The organism is uncultured Gemella sp., from assembly GCF_963519265.1.
GTDB lineage: Bacteria > Bacillota > Bacilli > Staphylococcales > Gemellaceae > Gemella.
Map to the genome: position 1 here is coordinate 23,937 of NZ_CAUQNQ010000009.1, position 16,322 is coordinate 40,258.

Genomic DNA, 16,322 nt, shown 5'->3' on the forward strand with positions numbered 1-16,322 from the left:
GAGGAAATAACAATGGTTAAATACTTAGTAAACGCAGATTTCACAGATAAAAATACTTATGAACGAGTGAAAAAAGGAACTGAACTTGATATTACAGAAGTTAGAGCGAAAGAAATTATCAGTACATTAGGTGAGGGAGCCTTAACTATTATTCCAGAAGAAGTTAAAGAAGAAGTTAAGGAAGAAGCACCAGCAGTAGAAGATAAAAAAGCTAAAGAGGTTGAATAATTCAGCCTCTTTTTAGGAGGTTAAAAATGAGTTATTTAACTTTAGAAGAATATAAAGAATTAGGTTTTGCAGAAATTGAAGAATTTTCAGAATTAAAAGTAAAGGCAGAAATGGCAGTAGATTTATATACAAATTACTTTTATCAAAATAATAGTTTAGAAGATGATTTTCCACCACGTAAGAAAGCTGTGAAGCTTGCTATTGCTAATCAAATACGCTACTTAAATGAAACTGGAATACTTACTGCCGAAGATAAACATTCATTAGGTAGTTTGAGTATTGGAAGAACTACTATTAATTATGGTGGTAGTGGAACTAGTTCAGCTAAAATTGAAGCTAGTAAGTATAATTTAGCGTTAGACACTATGAACTTACTTAAAAGCGTAGGGTTCGGATATAGAGGTGTTTGCTATGATAGATAAGCGCCTTTTAACTGATACTGTAGAGGTAAGTTTAGCAGGAGAAAAAGACAAATGGGGGAAGATCACTTTTAAAGAACCGTTTGAAATAAAATTCGTTCGGTTTGATAGAAGTTCTATAGATAAAACTACAAACACTCAAAACTTAACAAATATCACAAGGAACAAATCGGGAACCTTATTTATTTATCCTAAATTTAATAATGTTGTTGTTAATGATAGTTGGTTACAAGCTAACGTTAAAGATAAGCACGGAGAATATAAGGTGATTAGTTTTGAAACTAATTATTTAGGAAATAAAGTATTCTCTTATGAGTTAACGGTGATTTAGATGTCACTAAAAGTATCTTACGATTTATCACCTATGGAGCGAAAATTCGGACCAGGGAACGTTAAGAAAGCTAGAATAGAAGTTGCTGACCAAGTATTGCTAGACAGTGAAAACTATGTGCCAAGTGATGGTGAAGATATTTTAAGAGGAACTGGAAAAGCTAATAACGGTTCAGTATCATGGAATACAGTATATGCTAGAGCACAGTTTTTTGGAACAAATGGAATAGTTAGATTCAGAAAATATACAACCCCTGGTACTGGTAGCAAATGGACTGAAAAAGCTTCTAATAGCAAGATGAAAAATTGGGAAGAAGTAGCTAAGAAAGGATTAGGAATAAGATGATTAATAACATTGATTTTCAAGATGTACTTTGTGATTATATTAATTCTTTAAATTTGCCACTTGTAGCTAGATTAGATTATTTCATTGAATCAGATGATTTAGTAGTTAATTTAATTGCTGGTGGTAAGGTAGAGCGGTTATTTATGGATGGAACTCAAGAAATTAGTTTACCTTTTGAAATTGCCATTAAGTGTATGGATAACCAAAAAGCTAACTCGATCTTGTGGACTATCCACACCGCACTATCTGAATTTAATTTGCAATTACCTAGTGCAAACAATACTTATCGCTTCTTAGGACTAGAGGTTGGAAAGCCAGCAGTTAATGGACGTGATGAGCAAGATTATTTTATATATACGTTACGTATAGTAGCAAAAATTGAAATTGAAGGAGATATATTAAATGGCTAGACAAAAAAACGCATTAAGAAAACATTTTGTAGCACCTTTTGATAAGGCGAACGCTACAACAGCACCAACAAAAGAACAATATAAATTGTTAGCGAAATATATTAAAACTGTTAACGATGAAACAGACGAAGATACAGATGACGTAGCATGGTATGACGGAGATGGTACACCAGAGGAAACTGTAAAATCAGTTAAAGCTGGATTCTCATTTGAGGGGAACTTCGATGTAGAAGATGAAGCACAAAAACTAATCGCTGACCTTAGATATAAGGTTGGAGATGATAGAAAAGTATGGTTCAAAGTTGTTTCTTCTGACGGTAAGACAGCGTGGGAAGCAGTAGCAATCGTATCTAAGATAAAAGCTGGAGACGGTGACGCAAGCGACTTTGAAAACTTTGAATGTACGATTAAGTGGACAACATTGCCAAAACAAACAGCGGTAGCATAATTTAGGAGGATTTAAGCATGGTAGTAATTAAGAAATTTGAAAATGTAATTCCAGTTGATTTTGGAGAATTTGAATTAAAGTTTATAACTAGTGATGAAAATATTTTAAAACTAGCAAACGTAGAAGAAAAAGCAGGTAAGGTTAAAGATAAGCTTGGTGAACTAAAAGGAACAACTGAAGATATTAAATTAATCTATGATTTAGCTAAAGAATTATGGGTTGAATTATTCGATGAAGAAACTTTTGAGAAAGTTTATAATCTTTATAACAAATCATGTATGCCAACATTACTAGCAGTATTTCAAACGCTATTTGGGTTAACTCAAGAATTAGGTAGTAGTTATTCTCCAGATAAGCTGATTAAGTATCTAAATATCGACCATGCTTAATTTAGCTTATAAATTAGAAGATGAATTAATCGTTGGTAGTGAAGTTTATAAGCTTAATCTTAGCTTTGATAATGTAATTAGGTTGTTTGATATGCTTAATTCTAGTGATCTTGAAGATTATCAGAAACCACACTTTGCCTTATTAATGTTAACAGGTGAATCATTTGAGAAATACTCAATTGAGGACGTAGTTTTATTTTTAGACGAAGTAATAAAAGAGCATATCAAGAATGAGGAATTTAATTCAGTAGAATATGATTTGGCTGGAAATCCTATGCCAGTTAAGGAAATAGAAGAAGAACAGGAGCAATTATATAGTTTGAAATACGACTCAGACTATATTTTTGCTTCTTTTTTGCAAGCATACAATATTGATTTAATAGAAATGCAAGGTAAATTGCATTGGAGAAAGTTTAATGCCTTATTAAATGGACTTCCAGAAAATACTAAATTTATGGAAGTTGTAAAGATTAGGTCTTACAAACCATCAAAACATGATAGTCCTGAATATAAGGAAAGCATGCGAAAACTACAACGTCAATATGAACTTCCTATCAATGATTAGTTTAAAAGAAAGGAGGTTAATATATGGCAGAGGGAAAAGTTAAAATAGATGTTGACTTGAACGAGAAAGGCGCCACCTCTGGAATAGGACGGTTAAAAAGTGCCTTAAACGGTCTTGAAAGTGCTGGAACTAAGGCAGGTTCAGTCTTTAAAAGTGTGTTAGGAGCAAATCTAGTAAGTGCTGGAATAAGTACTGCTATTGGTGGGATATCCAACGGTATTCGAGGGATGGTAACCGAATTAAACAGTTCAACAAAAGCGTGGAAAACTTTCGAAGGCAACATGTCAATGATTGGTAAGTCTAAGGAAGAAATCGCACAAGCTAAGAGCGTTATGCAAGATTATGCCACCAAGACTATTTACAGTGCTTCAGATATGGCACAGACCTATTCGCAGTTAGCAGCAGTAGGGATAAAAGAAACTGATAAACTTGTAACTGGTTTTGGTGGGTTAGCAGCAGCGGCAGAAAATCCTAAGCAAGCCATGAAAACTTTAAGTACTCAAGCTACACAGATGGCGGCGAAGCCAAAAGTAGCGTGGCAGGACTTTAAATTGATGATGGAACAAACCCCAGCAGGTATGGCGGCAATTGCCAAGGAAATGGGAATGTCACTTGATGAACTTGTTAAGGGAGTTCAAGATGGAAAAATCAAAACAGAAGATTTTTTCAACGCCATTAAAAAGGTAGGTAACAACGATAACTTTTCTAAAATGGCGACCGAGTTTAAAACTATAGATCAAGCCATCGATGGAGCAAAAGAAAGTTTAGCTAATAGGTTACAGCCAGCATTTGAACAAGTAAACAAGTTCGGAATTAAGGCAATTACTGGAATTACTGAAGCACTAGAAAAAATCGACTTTAAAAACTTTGCTGAAAAGTTAGGTAGTTTCTTAGAAAGTATTGATATTGATGGAGTAGTTAATGGAATAGCTACTTCAATTAAAAATGTTGTTACAGTAGCTAAGGAACTATGGAAAGGGTTGAATGATAGCGGAGCGATAAGTGCCGTTTTAAGCGCCTTTAAAAACATTCAAAAGGCAGTAACTAACCTTGTTACAGCTTTGGCAAATAGTGGAGCAATTAGCACATTTGCACATGCTTTAGGTTTAATTGTGAACGTAGTAGCGAAAGTAGTTAGTGGGTTTGCTAAATTAATAGCTTCACTCCCACCAAGTGTAATTAGTGCCATTGCTTATTCATTGTTAGGAATTGTAGGTTCATTAAAAGCCATCAAGTTGGCAACTAAAGGACTTGATTTAATTAAGGGGTTAAACCCGTTTAAATTATTCAAGAAAAACGCTACTGAATCGTTAGATGAAGTTACGAAGAAAGCTAGAAGTTCTAAAAGTACTTTATCACAAATATTTGGTGGTTTTGGTAAATTACTAGAATCAGCAGGTAAAGGGATAGCAACAAGTGCCAAGGGAATTGGTACTGGTATTAAAACAGCATTGAGCGGTGTTCCGTCTGTTCTAACTGCTTTAGGTACTGGAATTTCAACTGCTGCACAAGGTATAGGAACTGGACTTGCTATTGCTTTTAAAGGTTTAGGAAGTGCCATTGCTATGGTGCCACCAACAACGTGGCTTGCATTGGGTGGAGCTATCCTTATGGTATGCGCTGGACTTGCACTTTTGGGAACTCAAGGAGATGGAGTAGCTAAGGTCTTTCAAGCCTTAGGAAGTGCCGTGTCACAAGTTATTCTTGCATTAGGTACTGGCTTATCAGCCGTTTTAGTTTCATTAGGAACTGTTATTCAATCAGTTGGACTTGCTATTAAGTCAGTATTTGAGGGAATAGGTAGTGTAATTCAATCTGTAGGTACTGCCATTAAGTCTGTACTTGAGGGGTTAGGTTCAGCATTTACTGGTTTTGGAAATGGAGTAAGACTGGCTCTTGAGGGAGTTGGGACTGTAATTACTTCGGTTGGTACTGCTATTCAATCAGCCTTACAAGGAGTAGCAAGCATTATTGATTCAGTTGGTAATGCTATTAAGTCAACTCTTGAGGGTGTAGGTTCCGTGATTGAATCAGTAGGTAATTCAATAAAATCAGTATTAGAGGGTGTTGGAACAGCCTTTGAGAAATTCGGTAACGCAGTTAAAACTGTGTGTGATGGAATTAAAGAAGTTATTGATTCAATAGGTAACTCAATAAGAACAGTACTTGATGGAGTAGCAAACGTAATTAAAAGTATAGGTGAATCAGCAGAAAAGGCAGGTAATGGGTTTAGGTTATTTGCTGAGGGTGTTAAAACTCTTGTTGATTTAAGCTTAGGTGATTTAGTTGCTACATTAACAGCAACGGCAACTGGAGTAGGTGCAATTACTGCTCATGCCGGGGAAATGACAACTGCTGGAGCAGGTATGCAAACCATGGCTAGCGGATTATCAATGTTAGGTCAAGCAGCAACTTCTGTACAAGGAGCATTTACTGCATTACCAACATTAATAACAAGCTTAACTACTTCATTAAATGCCTTACCACCTATCTTGATTACAACTTCAACAGCCGTTCAAATGTTTAGTACTAACATTACAACTTCACTAGCTGGACTTATGACTGCCAGCGGTTCAATTAGTGCTTTCAACAGTCAAATAACAAGCATAGGAACAGCAGTAAGTTCTGTTACTGTATCAATTAGTGCATTTGGTGTTGTTTTATCAACATTAGCAGTAAGCTTTGGTACAACTTCAGCTTCAATTGGAGCGTTAACTGGTGTAGTTAATGGTTTAACAAGTGCATTGTCACAAGTTGGAAGTACATCCACTAGCGTAGCAGGTCAGATTAATCAAATTGGTACTTCGATTTCATCGGTTGGAGCAACAGTATCTGGTATGGTCGCAAGCATTAGTGGAGCAATGAACAGTTTAGCTGGTGCCATTTCTTCAGCAATGAATAGTGCCTTAGGATCTATTCAAAGTACATGCCAACAATTTGTGTCTACACTTCAACAAACAGCCTCACAAATGGCACAAGAGGGACGTAGAGCAGGTGAAGAAGCAGGTAGAAATATTGCTGACGGCTTAAGGAGTAACGAAGGTAACGTTCGTTCAGCTATGGATAGTATCAAGAATACTGTTCAAAGCGTAGGTCAAAGTATAGTTCCAGTTGCTTATAATGTGGGAGCACAAGTAAGTAACGGAGTTGCTCGAGGTATGTACTCAGCATTAGGAGCGGTTATTGCAGCAGCAAACGCAATTATTATCGAGGTTGACAGAGCGTTAAGAGCTAAGGCGCAAATTCACTCACCATCAAGGCTTACACAGAAAAGAACAGGACACCACTTAACAGGTGGGGTTGCTACTGGTATGGTTAAAAATATGCCAGCATTGAATAAAGCGTTCGACGTTTATCAACGTGCAATTGACAAATTCAAACCTAACTTTGTGCCTGAGAACATGTTAAGTTTTAAAGGTGTTCCATCGTTTGCGACAGTAGGTGGAAGTAGTAACAACGTTACTAACAATAAAACAAGCAACTTTGGAGCGTTGCTACATATAGAAAATTTAAGCACAAATTCTGAAGAAGACGTTCGCAAATTATACGAACAAATAAAATTCTTGATTAAGGAGGAGAAAGACAGGCTATGATAACTAAATATATAACTTACAACCAACTAAACACAAAAGAGTTAGGATTAAGATTAGTAGATGAAATAGAACTGGAATCTTCTTCTCAAACTGTAGATTTAGTTGAAATAGACGGTGTGAACGGTGCGAAAATTAAAGATAATAAACGGTTGAAAGTAGTTGAACGTACTTTCCCGTTTAAAATCTATGATGAGAAAGCTAATGTCCAAAATATAATCAATAAATTAAATGATTATCTTATCAACATAGAGCCAAAATGGTATGATTTTGGCTTAAGTTGGGATAGTGAGTATCTTTATAAGGCGTACTTTTATGAAACGTTTAAAATTGAGGGAACATTAACAAGTAAGAAAAAATGTATCTTAAATTTTAAATTACATCCTATTAAATATCTAAAAACAGGACTTAATAAGATAACAGTTTCTAATGGTCAAATACTAAGAAACCCAGAACGTAGAAAAGCCAATCCACTTATTAAATTAAGAGGAACAGGAGATATTAATTTGAATATTAATTCTCAAATATTTAGGTTAAAAGGAGTTAGTGGACACATTGTTATCGACTGTGAAACGCAGTCCGCTCATTGGGATAATAAAGAACCGCAGTATGATAAGGTGTTCACTTATCCATTTCCACACCTTGAAATAGGAGATAACAGAATCTCATGGGACAACAACTCATTTGTTGTTGAAATAACCCCAAGATGGGAGGCGCTAGTTTAATGGCTTATCCTATTTTATATAAAGCAAATGAAACTAATTTTGAACATTTGGGGGTGTCAGTATTATCTGACGCTTCTAAATGCCACGTTTCAAGAGAGAAAAACGGTATATATATTCTCGAATTTGATTATCCAGTCAACGGTAAAAATGTTGATAAAATTAAAGAGGGAATGTATATCAAAAGTGACGCAGGTTACAGAACTAAAAATCAACGGTTTGTAGTTTCAAAGATCACTAAAACACAAAATGAATTTAAAATTTACTGTCAACACATTTCACAAGTTAAAACTACAATGAACGCTATCAGACCAGATATAACTATTACTGGAAGTGCTTTGATGGCACTATCAACATGGAGAGATAACTTGTTGGATAGTAGAGATGAATTCTTTGTTAATTCAGATATAACAACTGTAAATTCTACTACGTGGAAAGTTGAAAACATTGAGAACGCCCGTGATGCTTTAGGTGGTAAAGCAGGTTCAATTCTTGATGTTTGGGGTGGAGAATATGAATTCGATAACTTAAATATTACACTTCACAAAAGTATGGGAATTGATAACCCAACCATCATTGCTTACGGTAAAAACTTGTTAGACTTAGAACAAGAACAATCAATACTTGAAACTTACACTTCAGTTTTTCCGTTTAAAAAATATACTGATGATAATAACAGGGAGCAATTAATAACATTGCCAGAAATACTACTTGATAGCATACACTTAAATAAATTCACTCATAGAAGAATTTTAAAAGTTGATTTTTCAAGTGATGAAAATATTAAAAGTGTAGAGCAGTTAAGAAGCAAAGCTAAAAGTTACATTAAAAGTAATAATGTAGGTGTGCCAAAAACTAACTTAAAGATCAACTACCAAGATTTATCAAAAGTTGAGGGCGTGTTTGATAACCCAGCACTTGAACAGATAGATTTATGCGACAGATTGAAAGTTTATTACAACGAGTTGGGAATATTAAATGAGAATGCGAAAGTAGTTAAGGTAATTTGGGATGTTATCCTTGAAGAAAATCACGAGATAGAAGTAGGAGATGGTAGAAGTAGCTTTACAGATGGTAATTCAGCTAAATTAGAAGCACTTCAAGTACAAAACGATTCACTACTAGCTAGAATAAATTTTCTAATTGCTGAACAGGAAGCAGCATACGACAGATTTTTTAAAGAAAAATCAAAAATTATTGAAGATAAGGTTAAAGATGGATATGAAAAAGCCTTGTTAAGTAGCGAAGAAAAGCTCCGAAAAATGGGTGAAGCCTTTGACGAGAAACTAGCACCTATTAGAGACCAAGTATCAGCAACCGTTGAAAACTACAACAGGCAATTCCAAGCTACAAACTTAGAGATAAGCAAGAATAGAGTTGAAGCTACTAAGCAAATTCAAGCTTTATCTGATCGAGTTAACAACATTCAAGATATTTCAAACAATGAAACAGTTGTAGAGCTTAGAGGACTTGTTAACGGTGCTACAAGCAAGGTTACAGAACTGGAAACAAGCATATCAAGAGAATTTACTGCTGTTAAGAAGAAAAATGAAGATAGCTTGAGTACAGTTAAGGCTGAGTTTATTAAAGGTGTAGATGGTTTAAAAAGTAAAGTTAGTTCTCTTGAAGAATATAAAAATCAAGATGGCACACGAACCGAGAGCTTGAAGCAATGGGTTCAGCGTGATACTGCTAGTCAATTAAGCCGTGAAAGAACTGAAATTAATAAAATCATTGATAATAAAGGTTTTGTTAAGAACACAGAATTTAGTAGCAAATTCACAGAAAGTGCTAGAGGAATTACCAACCAACTATCAGCGTTAGAGACCTACAAGAATCAAGACGCAGTAAGAGTTGCTAATATGCAAATTTGGGCACAAAATAACACAGCTAATCAACTGACTGCTGCAAGACGTAGCATTGAAAGTTGGGTTAACGAGAAAGGTTATGCAACTACTTCTGTAGTTGAAAACAAGGTGCAAGAAACAGCAAACAGTTTTAGTCGTGAAATCAGTAATGTTAGAAATAGTATTCCAACTAGTTTAGGTGGTAGAAATTATATTATTGACAGTAAAAATCTAAATGCTAAGACACATTGGGGTAGTGGTAAATGGGATGAAACAGTTGATGGTGATACCATCATTTTGACAAAAAAAGGTGGAAGCGATAAAACTGGTTTTTGGTTTAACCTAACAGATTTAGTTAAAACTCAATTCCAAAACGAGACGTTAACATGGTCTATTGAAATTAAAGCTAGTAGAAATATTACTTTAAATTCAGTTGGCTTTGAAACTAATGGTCAAAAAAGAATTGATATATCAACTAACTGGACGAGGATATCGCACACTTTTACAAATAGATTTTCAAAATTTTACATGTTCACTTTTAATGACCCTACTACTAATTTTAATAATGGAGATAAAATTTATATCAAATTACCAAAATTAGAAACAGGGAATATTGCTACCGACTGGACACCAGCTCTTGAAGATACTCAGCAAAGTATCAACGAGTTAAACACTTGGAAACAAACAGCTACACAAACCTTAAATACAGTTAGTAGTGGATTAAACGATACAGTAAAACATTCACAACTTAGAATAGGAGCTGATGGAATTGATTTTGGTTCAAATAAAGTTTTCAATGGTAGAAATCTAGCAAGTATTCTATCAGTTAGTCCAGAAAGTATACAAGCCATTTCTGATAGGGTGATTATCACACCAAGTAATGAGAATTTAGTGTTACCAGAGTTTAGAGAAACGGTAATTTCTAATAGTAGGGATAAATGGATAACACCGTTAATCACTGGTGATAAATTACAAAATGGAGACCAATTTATCATTGAAGGGGTAGGTTCATGGTATGGTAGGTTAACACAATCTCTTAACTTTACGATTGAAATACAATATAAAACAGGTAGCTACACATGGAAATTCCCAGTTATAGTAAGAAGTAATGAATATTCAACTAATGATACTTTAAAATGCACACTTACAGTAACTGGATTAACAGGAGAAGTTAAAAGTTATAAATTGGGATTGTTGCAAAATGGAACAAGTAATTTCACAAATATTACTTTTAAAAACGCTAAAATCTATAAGAAAAAATCAGCAGAATTAATTGTTGATGGTTCAATCGAAGGTCGACAAATAAAAGCTGAAACATTGGAAACTGGACACCACAAGGCAGGAAGTATCACTTCAGAAATTATTGCTGCTAACGCAGTCAAAGCTAAGCATGTGTTAATAGATGATGGTTTAATTCATAATTTACTAACGCATAATGCTTTTATCAACAAACTTTGGGCACAACAAGCTTTCATTAACAAATTAAATGCAGTTAAAATTAGGTCTACTCAAATTGACACAGATACCTTAAATGGTGTTGTAATATCTGGACAATCTAAAATTAAAATAGGTCAATATGGATTCTTACAACCTATCGAAAAAGGCTTACAAATTAACGCACCTGAGAATTTTGGAAGTAAGCGAGGTATTGGACTTCAAATTGCTGGTGAGGGTGTAGGACCAAAAGAAAGTGGAGTACCACCAGGATTATTCATATATGAAGACCCTGATTTCACAAAAGGAAATACTGTTCCAAGTGCAGTTAATAGAGTGCTATTAACAGTTGCTGGTATGGCTTGTTTTTCATCAAGAATCTTAGGGTCTGTTGTTAAGGGTCAACCTATTCTTACAAATTTAGACTATAGTTCTCCATTTTCAAATCATGCTCCTGTAAAATTCATAGGATATAAAGAGGGTGGATTAATGCGATTCTTTAGTACTGACAACTCCAACTCTGATATTTGGAACATCAAAGTAGACCAATGGGGATCAGATAGAAAATTAAAGACTGATATTAAAGAGTCGGAATTTAACGCACTTGAATTTGTAGAAAAATTAAAATTCAAAGACCATGGCTGGAATAAAGATGAAATTGGTTACGAAAGACCGCACACTAAATGCGGGTTGATAGCACAAGAAGTTCAAGAACTTGATGAAAGTTTAGTAGTAGACTATGAAACATATTTAGGGTTAGATGGATTACGATTAATTAATATTGCTCTTAAAGCAGTACAAGAATTATCACAACAAAATAAAATATTAAAAAACAAATTGGAGGAATTAATCAATGGATAATCAATTACAACCAATAGACTTAATCGCACAAGAATTAAGTGAAAAAACTATGCAATTAGCTCATTACAAAGTAGCTTACAATGAGTTAACTAATGAGCTAGAAGCTAAAGAAAAGGAATTAAAAGAATTAAAAGAAACTAAAGTAAAAGAACCAAAACAAGAGGAGGTAGATTAATATGGCACTAGAAATATCAGTAAAACAACCTAACCCAACCGCAGGAGGATATAAGAGCGTAAACGTATATTTTAATATGAATACTGGAGGTATTTATTTCAACGGTAACGTAGAATTACCAGGTAAATTTGCAACTGCTAATGATGCAGAAATTTTAGAAGAAATTAGAAAACAAATTGCAGTTCAAATGTACACAGGTGAGGCAACACCAGCACTAGTTACGGAGTATGCTAATCTTAATAAGCAAATAGGCATTTTAACAGGTAACAAGCAAGATACTGCTGAACGTGAGAAAGCATTAACTAAACTATTCGCTAAGGTGAATAAAGGTAATGACAAAGTACTGATGACGTTACTTTTAGACGTGTTAGACCCAAAAACAATCACAACAAACAAAGATAAAATTATCAACGCTTTTGATTCTTACGAAGTTAACACAGATTATTCAGTAGGTGATAAATTTAAGTTTGATGGTAAATTATACGAAGTTATCGCAGACCACACAAGCGTTGTTGAGTGGGTGCCAAGTGCTGAACCTACTAAGTATAAAGAAATCACCTTTGAACGCACTGAAAACAAAGAACAATTAGAAGATGATAACAACCGTTACATTACTAAATTACAATTAGATGAAGCATTAACAAAAGTAGTTCAATCAATTATGGAACAATTATCACAAGAAGATGAAGATGAAGGAGAAGAAGAACATGAAAATCACGGAGAAAATAGCAACAATCTATCACACAGCGAGGGGGATAATTAAGATGAGATTTAGAGTAAAACATGCAAAATTTAAACAAAATGATTATTTAGTACAAACTCATATGAGAATGGTTATTACAGAGGTTGAAACTTTAGAGCAAGTACCTAACTTTGGAAACTTACGTGAAATGGTTAAGCTGGCAGTTGATGAGTTTAAGCAAAAAGAAGCTGAATTAAAAGCAATTGAGGAAGCAGCAAAAGAAGTTGTTGCTCCTGCTCCAGTAAGTGAACAACCTAAAGTTGAGGAAGTACCAAAAGAGGTAGTTACTCCAACATCAACAGTAAGCGAAGTACCGAAAGAAACTGCAGAGCACGCTGAATAGCGTGTTCTTTTTTTGGAGGTAGTCTGTTATGGAGAATTATATTTTGCAATTTGTATTGCAATTATTCACAGTCGCTATTATTCCATTAACTAAAATATGGTTCGACAATAGCAATAAACAAATGGCTAAACAATTTGAACAGCTAAATAAGGAAGTAAAGAGTACTCAAGATAAAGTTGATGAAGTAACACAAATAGGTCTACATAATCGTGATTCGAATAAAAGTATAATGTCGTTTAGGTTGCACAAGGAATTTAGTGAAGCGATAGAGCGTGGATATACTACAAGCGAAGATTTATCAGAATTAAGTGGATTGTATAAAAGTTATCAGGAAATAGGTGGAAATGGTAAAATTACAGCCCTGTATAGTAGGTTTAAGAATCTACCTATAGAAAAGTAGGAGGATAAACAAATGGAACAATTAGAATTTTTAAAGCCGGCATTAGTATTTTTAATAGTAACATTACTTGGGATGTTAGGTAAGTTTTTGAAAGAGTCAAAATTCTTTCCAAATGAAATGATACCAAACTTTCTAGGAGTGTTAGGAGGACTGATAGGAATTATCCTATTTAAAGATGCAACAGCAATTACTCTTGGAGTGGGTGCTGTTGGTGTGCATCAAATTTACAAACAAACTGTAGGAAATAACTCTGAAATTGATAATTCAGAGAAATAATGATATACTTTAATATATCAATCCCCCTGTTCCTATATAGGCAGTTACGACTGACACAGGGGTTCTTTTTGTAGGTGTCAATGAGATACACTATGTACCAACAAATAGTGAATTAACGTTTAAGCGTATTTTGAGTACGTCCCTTGTTGGGAATTAAACAAATAAAACTTTCAAAGACTAGGTTTATACTTAGTCTTTTTTATATTAATTAAAACGGAGGATAAATAATGGTATTACTTAAAAAAATACTAGATTTTCTAAAATCAGAAGTTAACAAACTTCACGATTTTGACGGATACTATGGCAGTCAATGTGTAGACTGGATAAACTACTACTTATGGACTTTCTGGAAGATAAGACTGTTCGGAAATGCTATTGATTTACTTAACAACGCAAAAGAACAAGGTTTACAAGTAATTTATAACGCACCAGGAGTTAATCCTAAGGCTGGAGATGTGTTTGTAATGGAAGTTCCGACACACCAGTTCGGACATACTGGAGTAGTTATTGAAGATAGTGACGGTTACACGATTAAAACTATTGAACAGAACATTGACGGCAATTCTGACGCATTAACTGTCGGTGGCCCAGCACGTTATAATGAACGTGATTTTACTGGTGTGATAGGTTGGATAAGACCGAAAATTGATTATTCACAGGAGGAACAACAAATGACTTATACTGAAGATACTACTTATTTAAGACAAACTCCACAAGTGGGAGTAGCACCTTATAGACAAGTACACGCTCACTCAACTGGAAATCCAACAAGTAAAGCTAGTGGAGAAGCTACTTATATGAGAAATAAAGATCTAAATAGTGGCTTCTATACTCACGTGGTTGGAAATGGTAAAGTCTATCAAACAGCTTACGTAGGTCAAGGAGCATGGGATGTTGGCGGAGGTTGGAACAACGAAACATTCGCAGCAGTCGAACTTATAGAAAGCCATCAGACTTATGAAGAATTTAGAGCTGACTATGAGATTTATATTCAGTTACTAAGAGATTTAGCAAATCAAGCTGGAATACCTATCACGGTTGATACTGATAGTTTAGAGGGAATTAAAACGCACTATTATTGCACAAATAACCAACCTAACAACTTTTCAGACCACATAGACCCTTACCCTTATTTAGCAAAATGGGGAATTACTAAAGAACAGTTTAAGAAAGATATAGAAACTGGAACAGTAAGTAATAAGCCAGCAGTAGTTGAAATAAATGTATTAGACACTAATACGAACCTTGAGAACAGAGAACAACCTTATTATAGAGGTTATATGAATACTGATTATTATGTAGAAACAGAACCGAACGCAAACAGCAAAGATAAAGAATTTCTACCGAAAGGTACTGAAGTTTATATTTATGAAAAGAAAAACGGCTGGAGTCGAATTGGTTCAAACTCTAGCAATCAATGGATTGAAGATGATTATGTAGTTAACTGCAATATCTTCTAAAATAAACCCCACATTAGTGGGGTTTATTTTTTTTAAACTTTTTTTAAGAAAGAGCTTGCATTTATACATAATATTATGTATAATATAATCATACAAACAAAACAAAAGGAGAACTAAAGACAATGTCAAAACAAGCTTTTATAAAAAACGCAATAACAGGAAATAATGCTTTCTTAGTGAAAGAACAAAAATTTTTACTTGAAAATTTAGATAAGTTTACAGATTTCGTGAAAGTGGACGCTAACGAAATCTACGATTATTCAAATTTTAATTTAGACGCACTACGTTTATTAATAGAACACGGATACGAGGCGGAGGCTTTAAAATCAATAACTAAAATTAATACTTATATCCGTGAAAAATTTGAAAACTTCTGTATAGCGGTAGCGATGGGGGAGGTAAAATTATAATGTTAACACTAAATATAAACGGTAAAAAATATCATAGCACTAATTATAGTGCTATGATTGAAACTATACAAAACAACATTAGTTATGATATCATAGAAGACGAGATACTTTATACTGAAAATAAAGTGATGAAAGATAACGATGGAGAAATGGATGAAGATTTATTTGATATGTATATCGGAGCACTTGAAGATTACCAGTACAAAGAAATAGTAACATCTCACCTAAATAAATTAAATATAAAATATAAAATAACAGGAAAATCAGAGGTGTATTAATTTGATTAAAGATATTGAAGAATTGTTAAAGTTAGATATTACAAGTTATAAAATAGGAAAAGATACTGGAATACCAGTACAACAAATAGATCGTTACAGAAAGACGATGAAAGTTGGCAATATAACTCTAACTAACGCATTGAAACTTCATAAATATTATAAAGAAATTAAAAAAACTTTAAAATAACTCTTGCATTTATACATAATATTATGTATAATATAAGTATAGATAAAACAAAAGGAGAACTACAACAATGATAAAACTTACTTTTAAACACAGAGGATATAACAGAATTATAGAATTTACTGAAGATACTTACAGAAGCATTTACTACCAATTAGGTGAAATGTTAAACAGAGGTGAACCAACTTTTGAAGAAGATAGATTTATCGAAGATAAAATGGATTATGAAAAATATCAAGAGTTAATGGATGAAGACTTCGACAAAGCTATGGACTATTGGGAAGAAGTAAAAGAAACTATTACTGAAGAAAATTATAGAGATTTTATAGCTAGTTTATTGGAAGGTAACAACTACAGAAGCTATGATTTAATAAACTATTAATAAAATAACCCCCTCTTACACATCTATTAAAACACTTATGTAAGAGGGGGACGTTTTTATTTAAAAATAATATCAACGATATT

General features: G+C 33.8%; 21 protein-coding genes. All 21 read left to right on the forward strand.

All coding sequences use genetic code 11. From position 1 onward, the window contains the following. Window positions 1–12: 12 nt before the first annotated feature. The 21 genes from RWN11_RS02290 (at window position 13) to RWN11_RS02390 (ending at window position 16,239) form a co-directional block, all read left to right on the forward strand. Window positions 13–228, forward strand: a complete 216-nt coding sequence (locus RWN11_RS02290) for a hypothetical protein (protein WP_314160183.1) — start codon at window positions 13–15, stop codon at window positions 226–228. A gap of 26 nt (window positions 229–254) precedes the next feature. After that, the gene (locus RWN11_RS02295) at window positions 255–650 is read left to right on the forward strand and encodes a hypothetical protein (protein ID WP_314160184.1); all 396 of its coding nucleotides are present in this window, start codon (window positions 255–257) and stop codon (window positions 648–650) included. Beyond that, window positions 640–978 (forward strand): putative minor capsid protein, encoded by a 339-nt coding sequence (locus RWN11_RS02300; RefSeq protein ID WP_314160185.1) that lies wholly within the window; start codon window positions 640–642, stop codon window positions 976–978. Before RWN11_RS02295 ends, RWN11_RS02300 begins: the two co-directional genes overlap by 11 nt. Next, entirely contained in the window at window positions 979–1,323 is a 345-nt protein-coding gene (locus RWN11_RS02305; RefSeq protein ID WP_314160186.1) for a minor capsid protein, read from the forward strand. Further along, the gene (locus RWN11_RS02310) at window positions 1,320–1,733 is read left to right on the forward strand and encodes a minor capsid protein (protein ID WP_003147066.1); all 414 of its coding nucleotides are present in this window, start codon (window positions 1,320–1,322) and stop codon (window positions 1,731–1,733) included. Before RWN11_RS02305 ends, RWN11_RS02310 begins: the two co-directional genes overlap by 4 nt. Next, entirely contained in the window at window positions 1,726–2,181 is a 456-nt protein-coding gene (locus tag RWN11_RS02315) for a phage tail tube protein (RefSeq protein ID WP_314160187.1), read from the forward strand. The genes RWN11_RS02310 and RWN11_RS02315 overlap by 8 nt, the downstream gene beginning before the upstream one ends. A gap of 17 nt (window positions 2,182–2,198) precedes the next feature. Further along, window positions 2,199–2,570 carry a hypothetical protein gene (locus RWN11_RS02320; RefSeq protein ID WP_314160188.1) on the forward strand — a complete coding sequence of 124 codons (372 nt, stop codon included), beginning with the start codon at window positions 2,199–2,201 and terminating at the stop codon, window positions 2,568–2,570. After that, the gene (locus RWN11_RS02325) at window positions 2,563–3,135 is read left to right on the forward strand and encodes a Gp15 family bacteriophage protein (protein ID WP_314160189.1); all 573 of its coding nucleotides are present in this window, start codon (window positions 2,563–2,565) and stop codon (window positions 3,133–3,135) included. Before RWN11_RS02320 ends, RWN11_RS02325 begins: the two co-directional genes overlap by 8 nt. A gap of 23 nt (window positions 3,136–3,158) precedes the next feature. Continuing rightward, window positions 3,159–6,728, forward strand: coding sequence for a tape measure protein (locus tag RWN11_RS02330; protein ID WP_314160190.1), 3,570 nt, complete (start codon window positions 3,159–3,161; stop codon window positions 6,726–6,728). After that, window positions 6,725–7,450, forward strand: a complete 726-nt coding sequence (locus RWN11_RS02335; RefSeq protein WP_314160191.1) for a hypothetical protein — start codon at window positions 6,725–6,727, stop codon at window positions 7,448–7,450. The genes RWN11_RS02330 and RWN11_RS02335 overlap by 4 nt, the downstream gene beginning before the upstream one ends. Beyond that, entirely contained in the window at window positions 7,450–11,589 is a 4,140-nt protein-coding gene (locus RWN11_RS02340) for a phage tail spike protein (protein WP_314160192.1), read from the forward strand. The genes RWN11_RS02335 and RWN11_RS02340 overlap by 1 nt, the downstream gene beginning before the upstream one ends. Next, a complete protein-coding gene (locus tag RWN11_RS02345; RefSeq protein ID WP_314160193.1) occupies window positions 11,582–11,764 on the forward strand; it encodes a hypothetical protein in 183 nt (60 codons plus the stop codon). Before RWN11_RS02340 ends, RWN11_RS02345 begins: the two co-directional genes overlap by 8 nt. Window position 11,765: 1 nt before the next feature. Continuing rightward, entirely contained in the window at window positions 11,766–12,527 is a 762-nt protein-coding gene (locus RWN11_RS02350; protein WP_314160194.1) for a carbohydrate-binding protein, read from the forward strand. Between the two features lies 1 nt (window position 12,528). Next, a complete protein-coding gene (locus tag RWN11_RS02355; protein ID WP_314160195.1) occupies window positions 12,529–12,849 on the forward strand; it encodes a hypothetical protein in 321 nt (106 codons plus the stop codon). Between the two features lie 28 nt (window positions 12,850–12,877). Then, window positions 12,878–13,249, forward strand: coding sequence for a hypothetical protein (locus tag RWN11_RS02360; RefSeq protein WP_314160196.1), 372 nt, complete (start codon window positions 12,878–12,880; stop codon window positions 13,247–13,249). A gap of 12 nt (window positions 13,250–13,261) precedes the next feature. Beyond that, window positions 13,262–13,525, forward strand: a complete 264-nt coding sequence (locus tag RWN11_RS02365) for a phage holin family protein (protein WP_314160197.1) — start codon at window positions 13,262–13,264, stop codon at window positions 13,523–13,525. 227 nt (window positions 13,526–13,752) lie between these two features. Next, window positions 13,753–14,985, forward strand: coding sequence for a CHAP domain-containing protein (locus RWN11_RS02370; protein WP_314160198.1), 1,233 nt, complete (start codon window positions 13,753–13,755; stop codon window positions 14,983–14,985). 122 nt (window positions 14,986–15,107) lie between these two features. After that, complete coding sequence (locus RWN11_RS02375; protein ID WP_314160199.1) at window positions 15,108–15,395, forward strand: hypothetical protein; 288 nt, start codon at window positions 15,108–15,110, stop codon at window positions 15,393–15,395. Next, window positions 15,395–15,673, forward strand: coding sequence for a hypothetical protein (locus RWN11_RS02380; RefSeq protein ID WP_314160200.1), 279 nt, complete (start codon window positions 15,395–15,397; stop codon window positions 15,671–15,673). The genes RWN11_RS02375 and RWN11_RS02380 overlap by 1 nt, the downstream gene beginning before the upstream one ends. Window position 15,674: 1 nt before the next feature. Next, window positions 15,675–15,860, forward strand: coding sequence for a hypothetical protein (locus RWN11_RS02385; RefSeq protein WP_314160201.1), 186 nt, complete (start codon window positions 15,675–15,677; stop codon window positions 15,858–15,860). Between the two features lie 67 nt (window positions 15,861–15,927). Continuing rightward, window positions 15,928–16,239 carry a hypothetical protein gene (locus tag RWN11_RS02390; RefSeq protein WP_314160202.1) on the forward strand — a complete coding sequence of 104 codons (312 nt, stop codon included), beginning with the start codon at window positions 15,928–15,930 and terminating at the stop codon, window positions 16,237–16,239. Window positions 16,240–16,322: the final 83 nt, after the last annotated feature.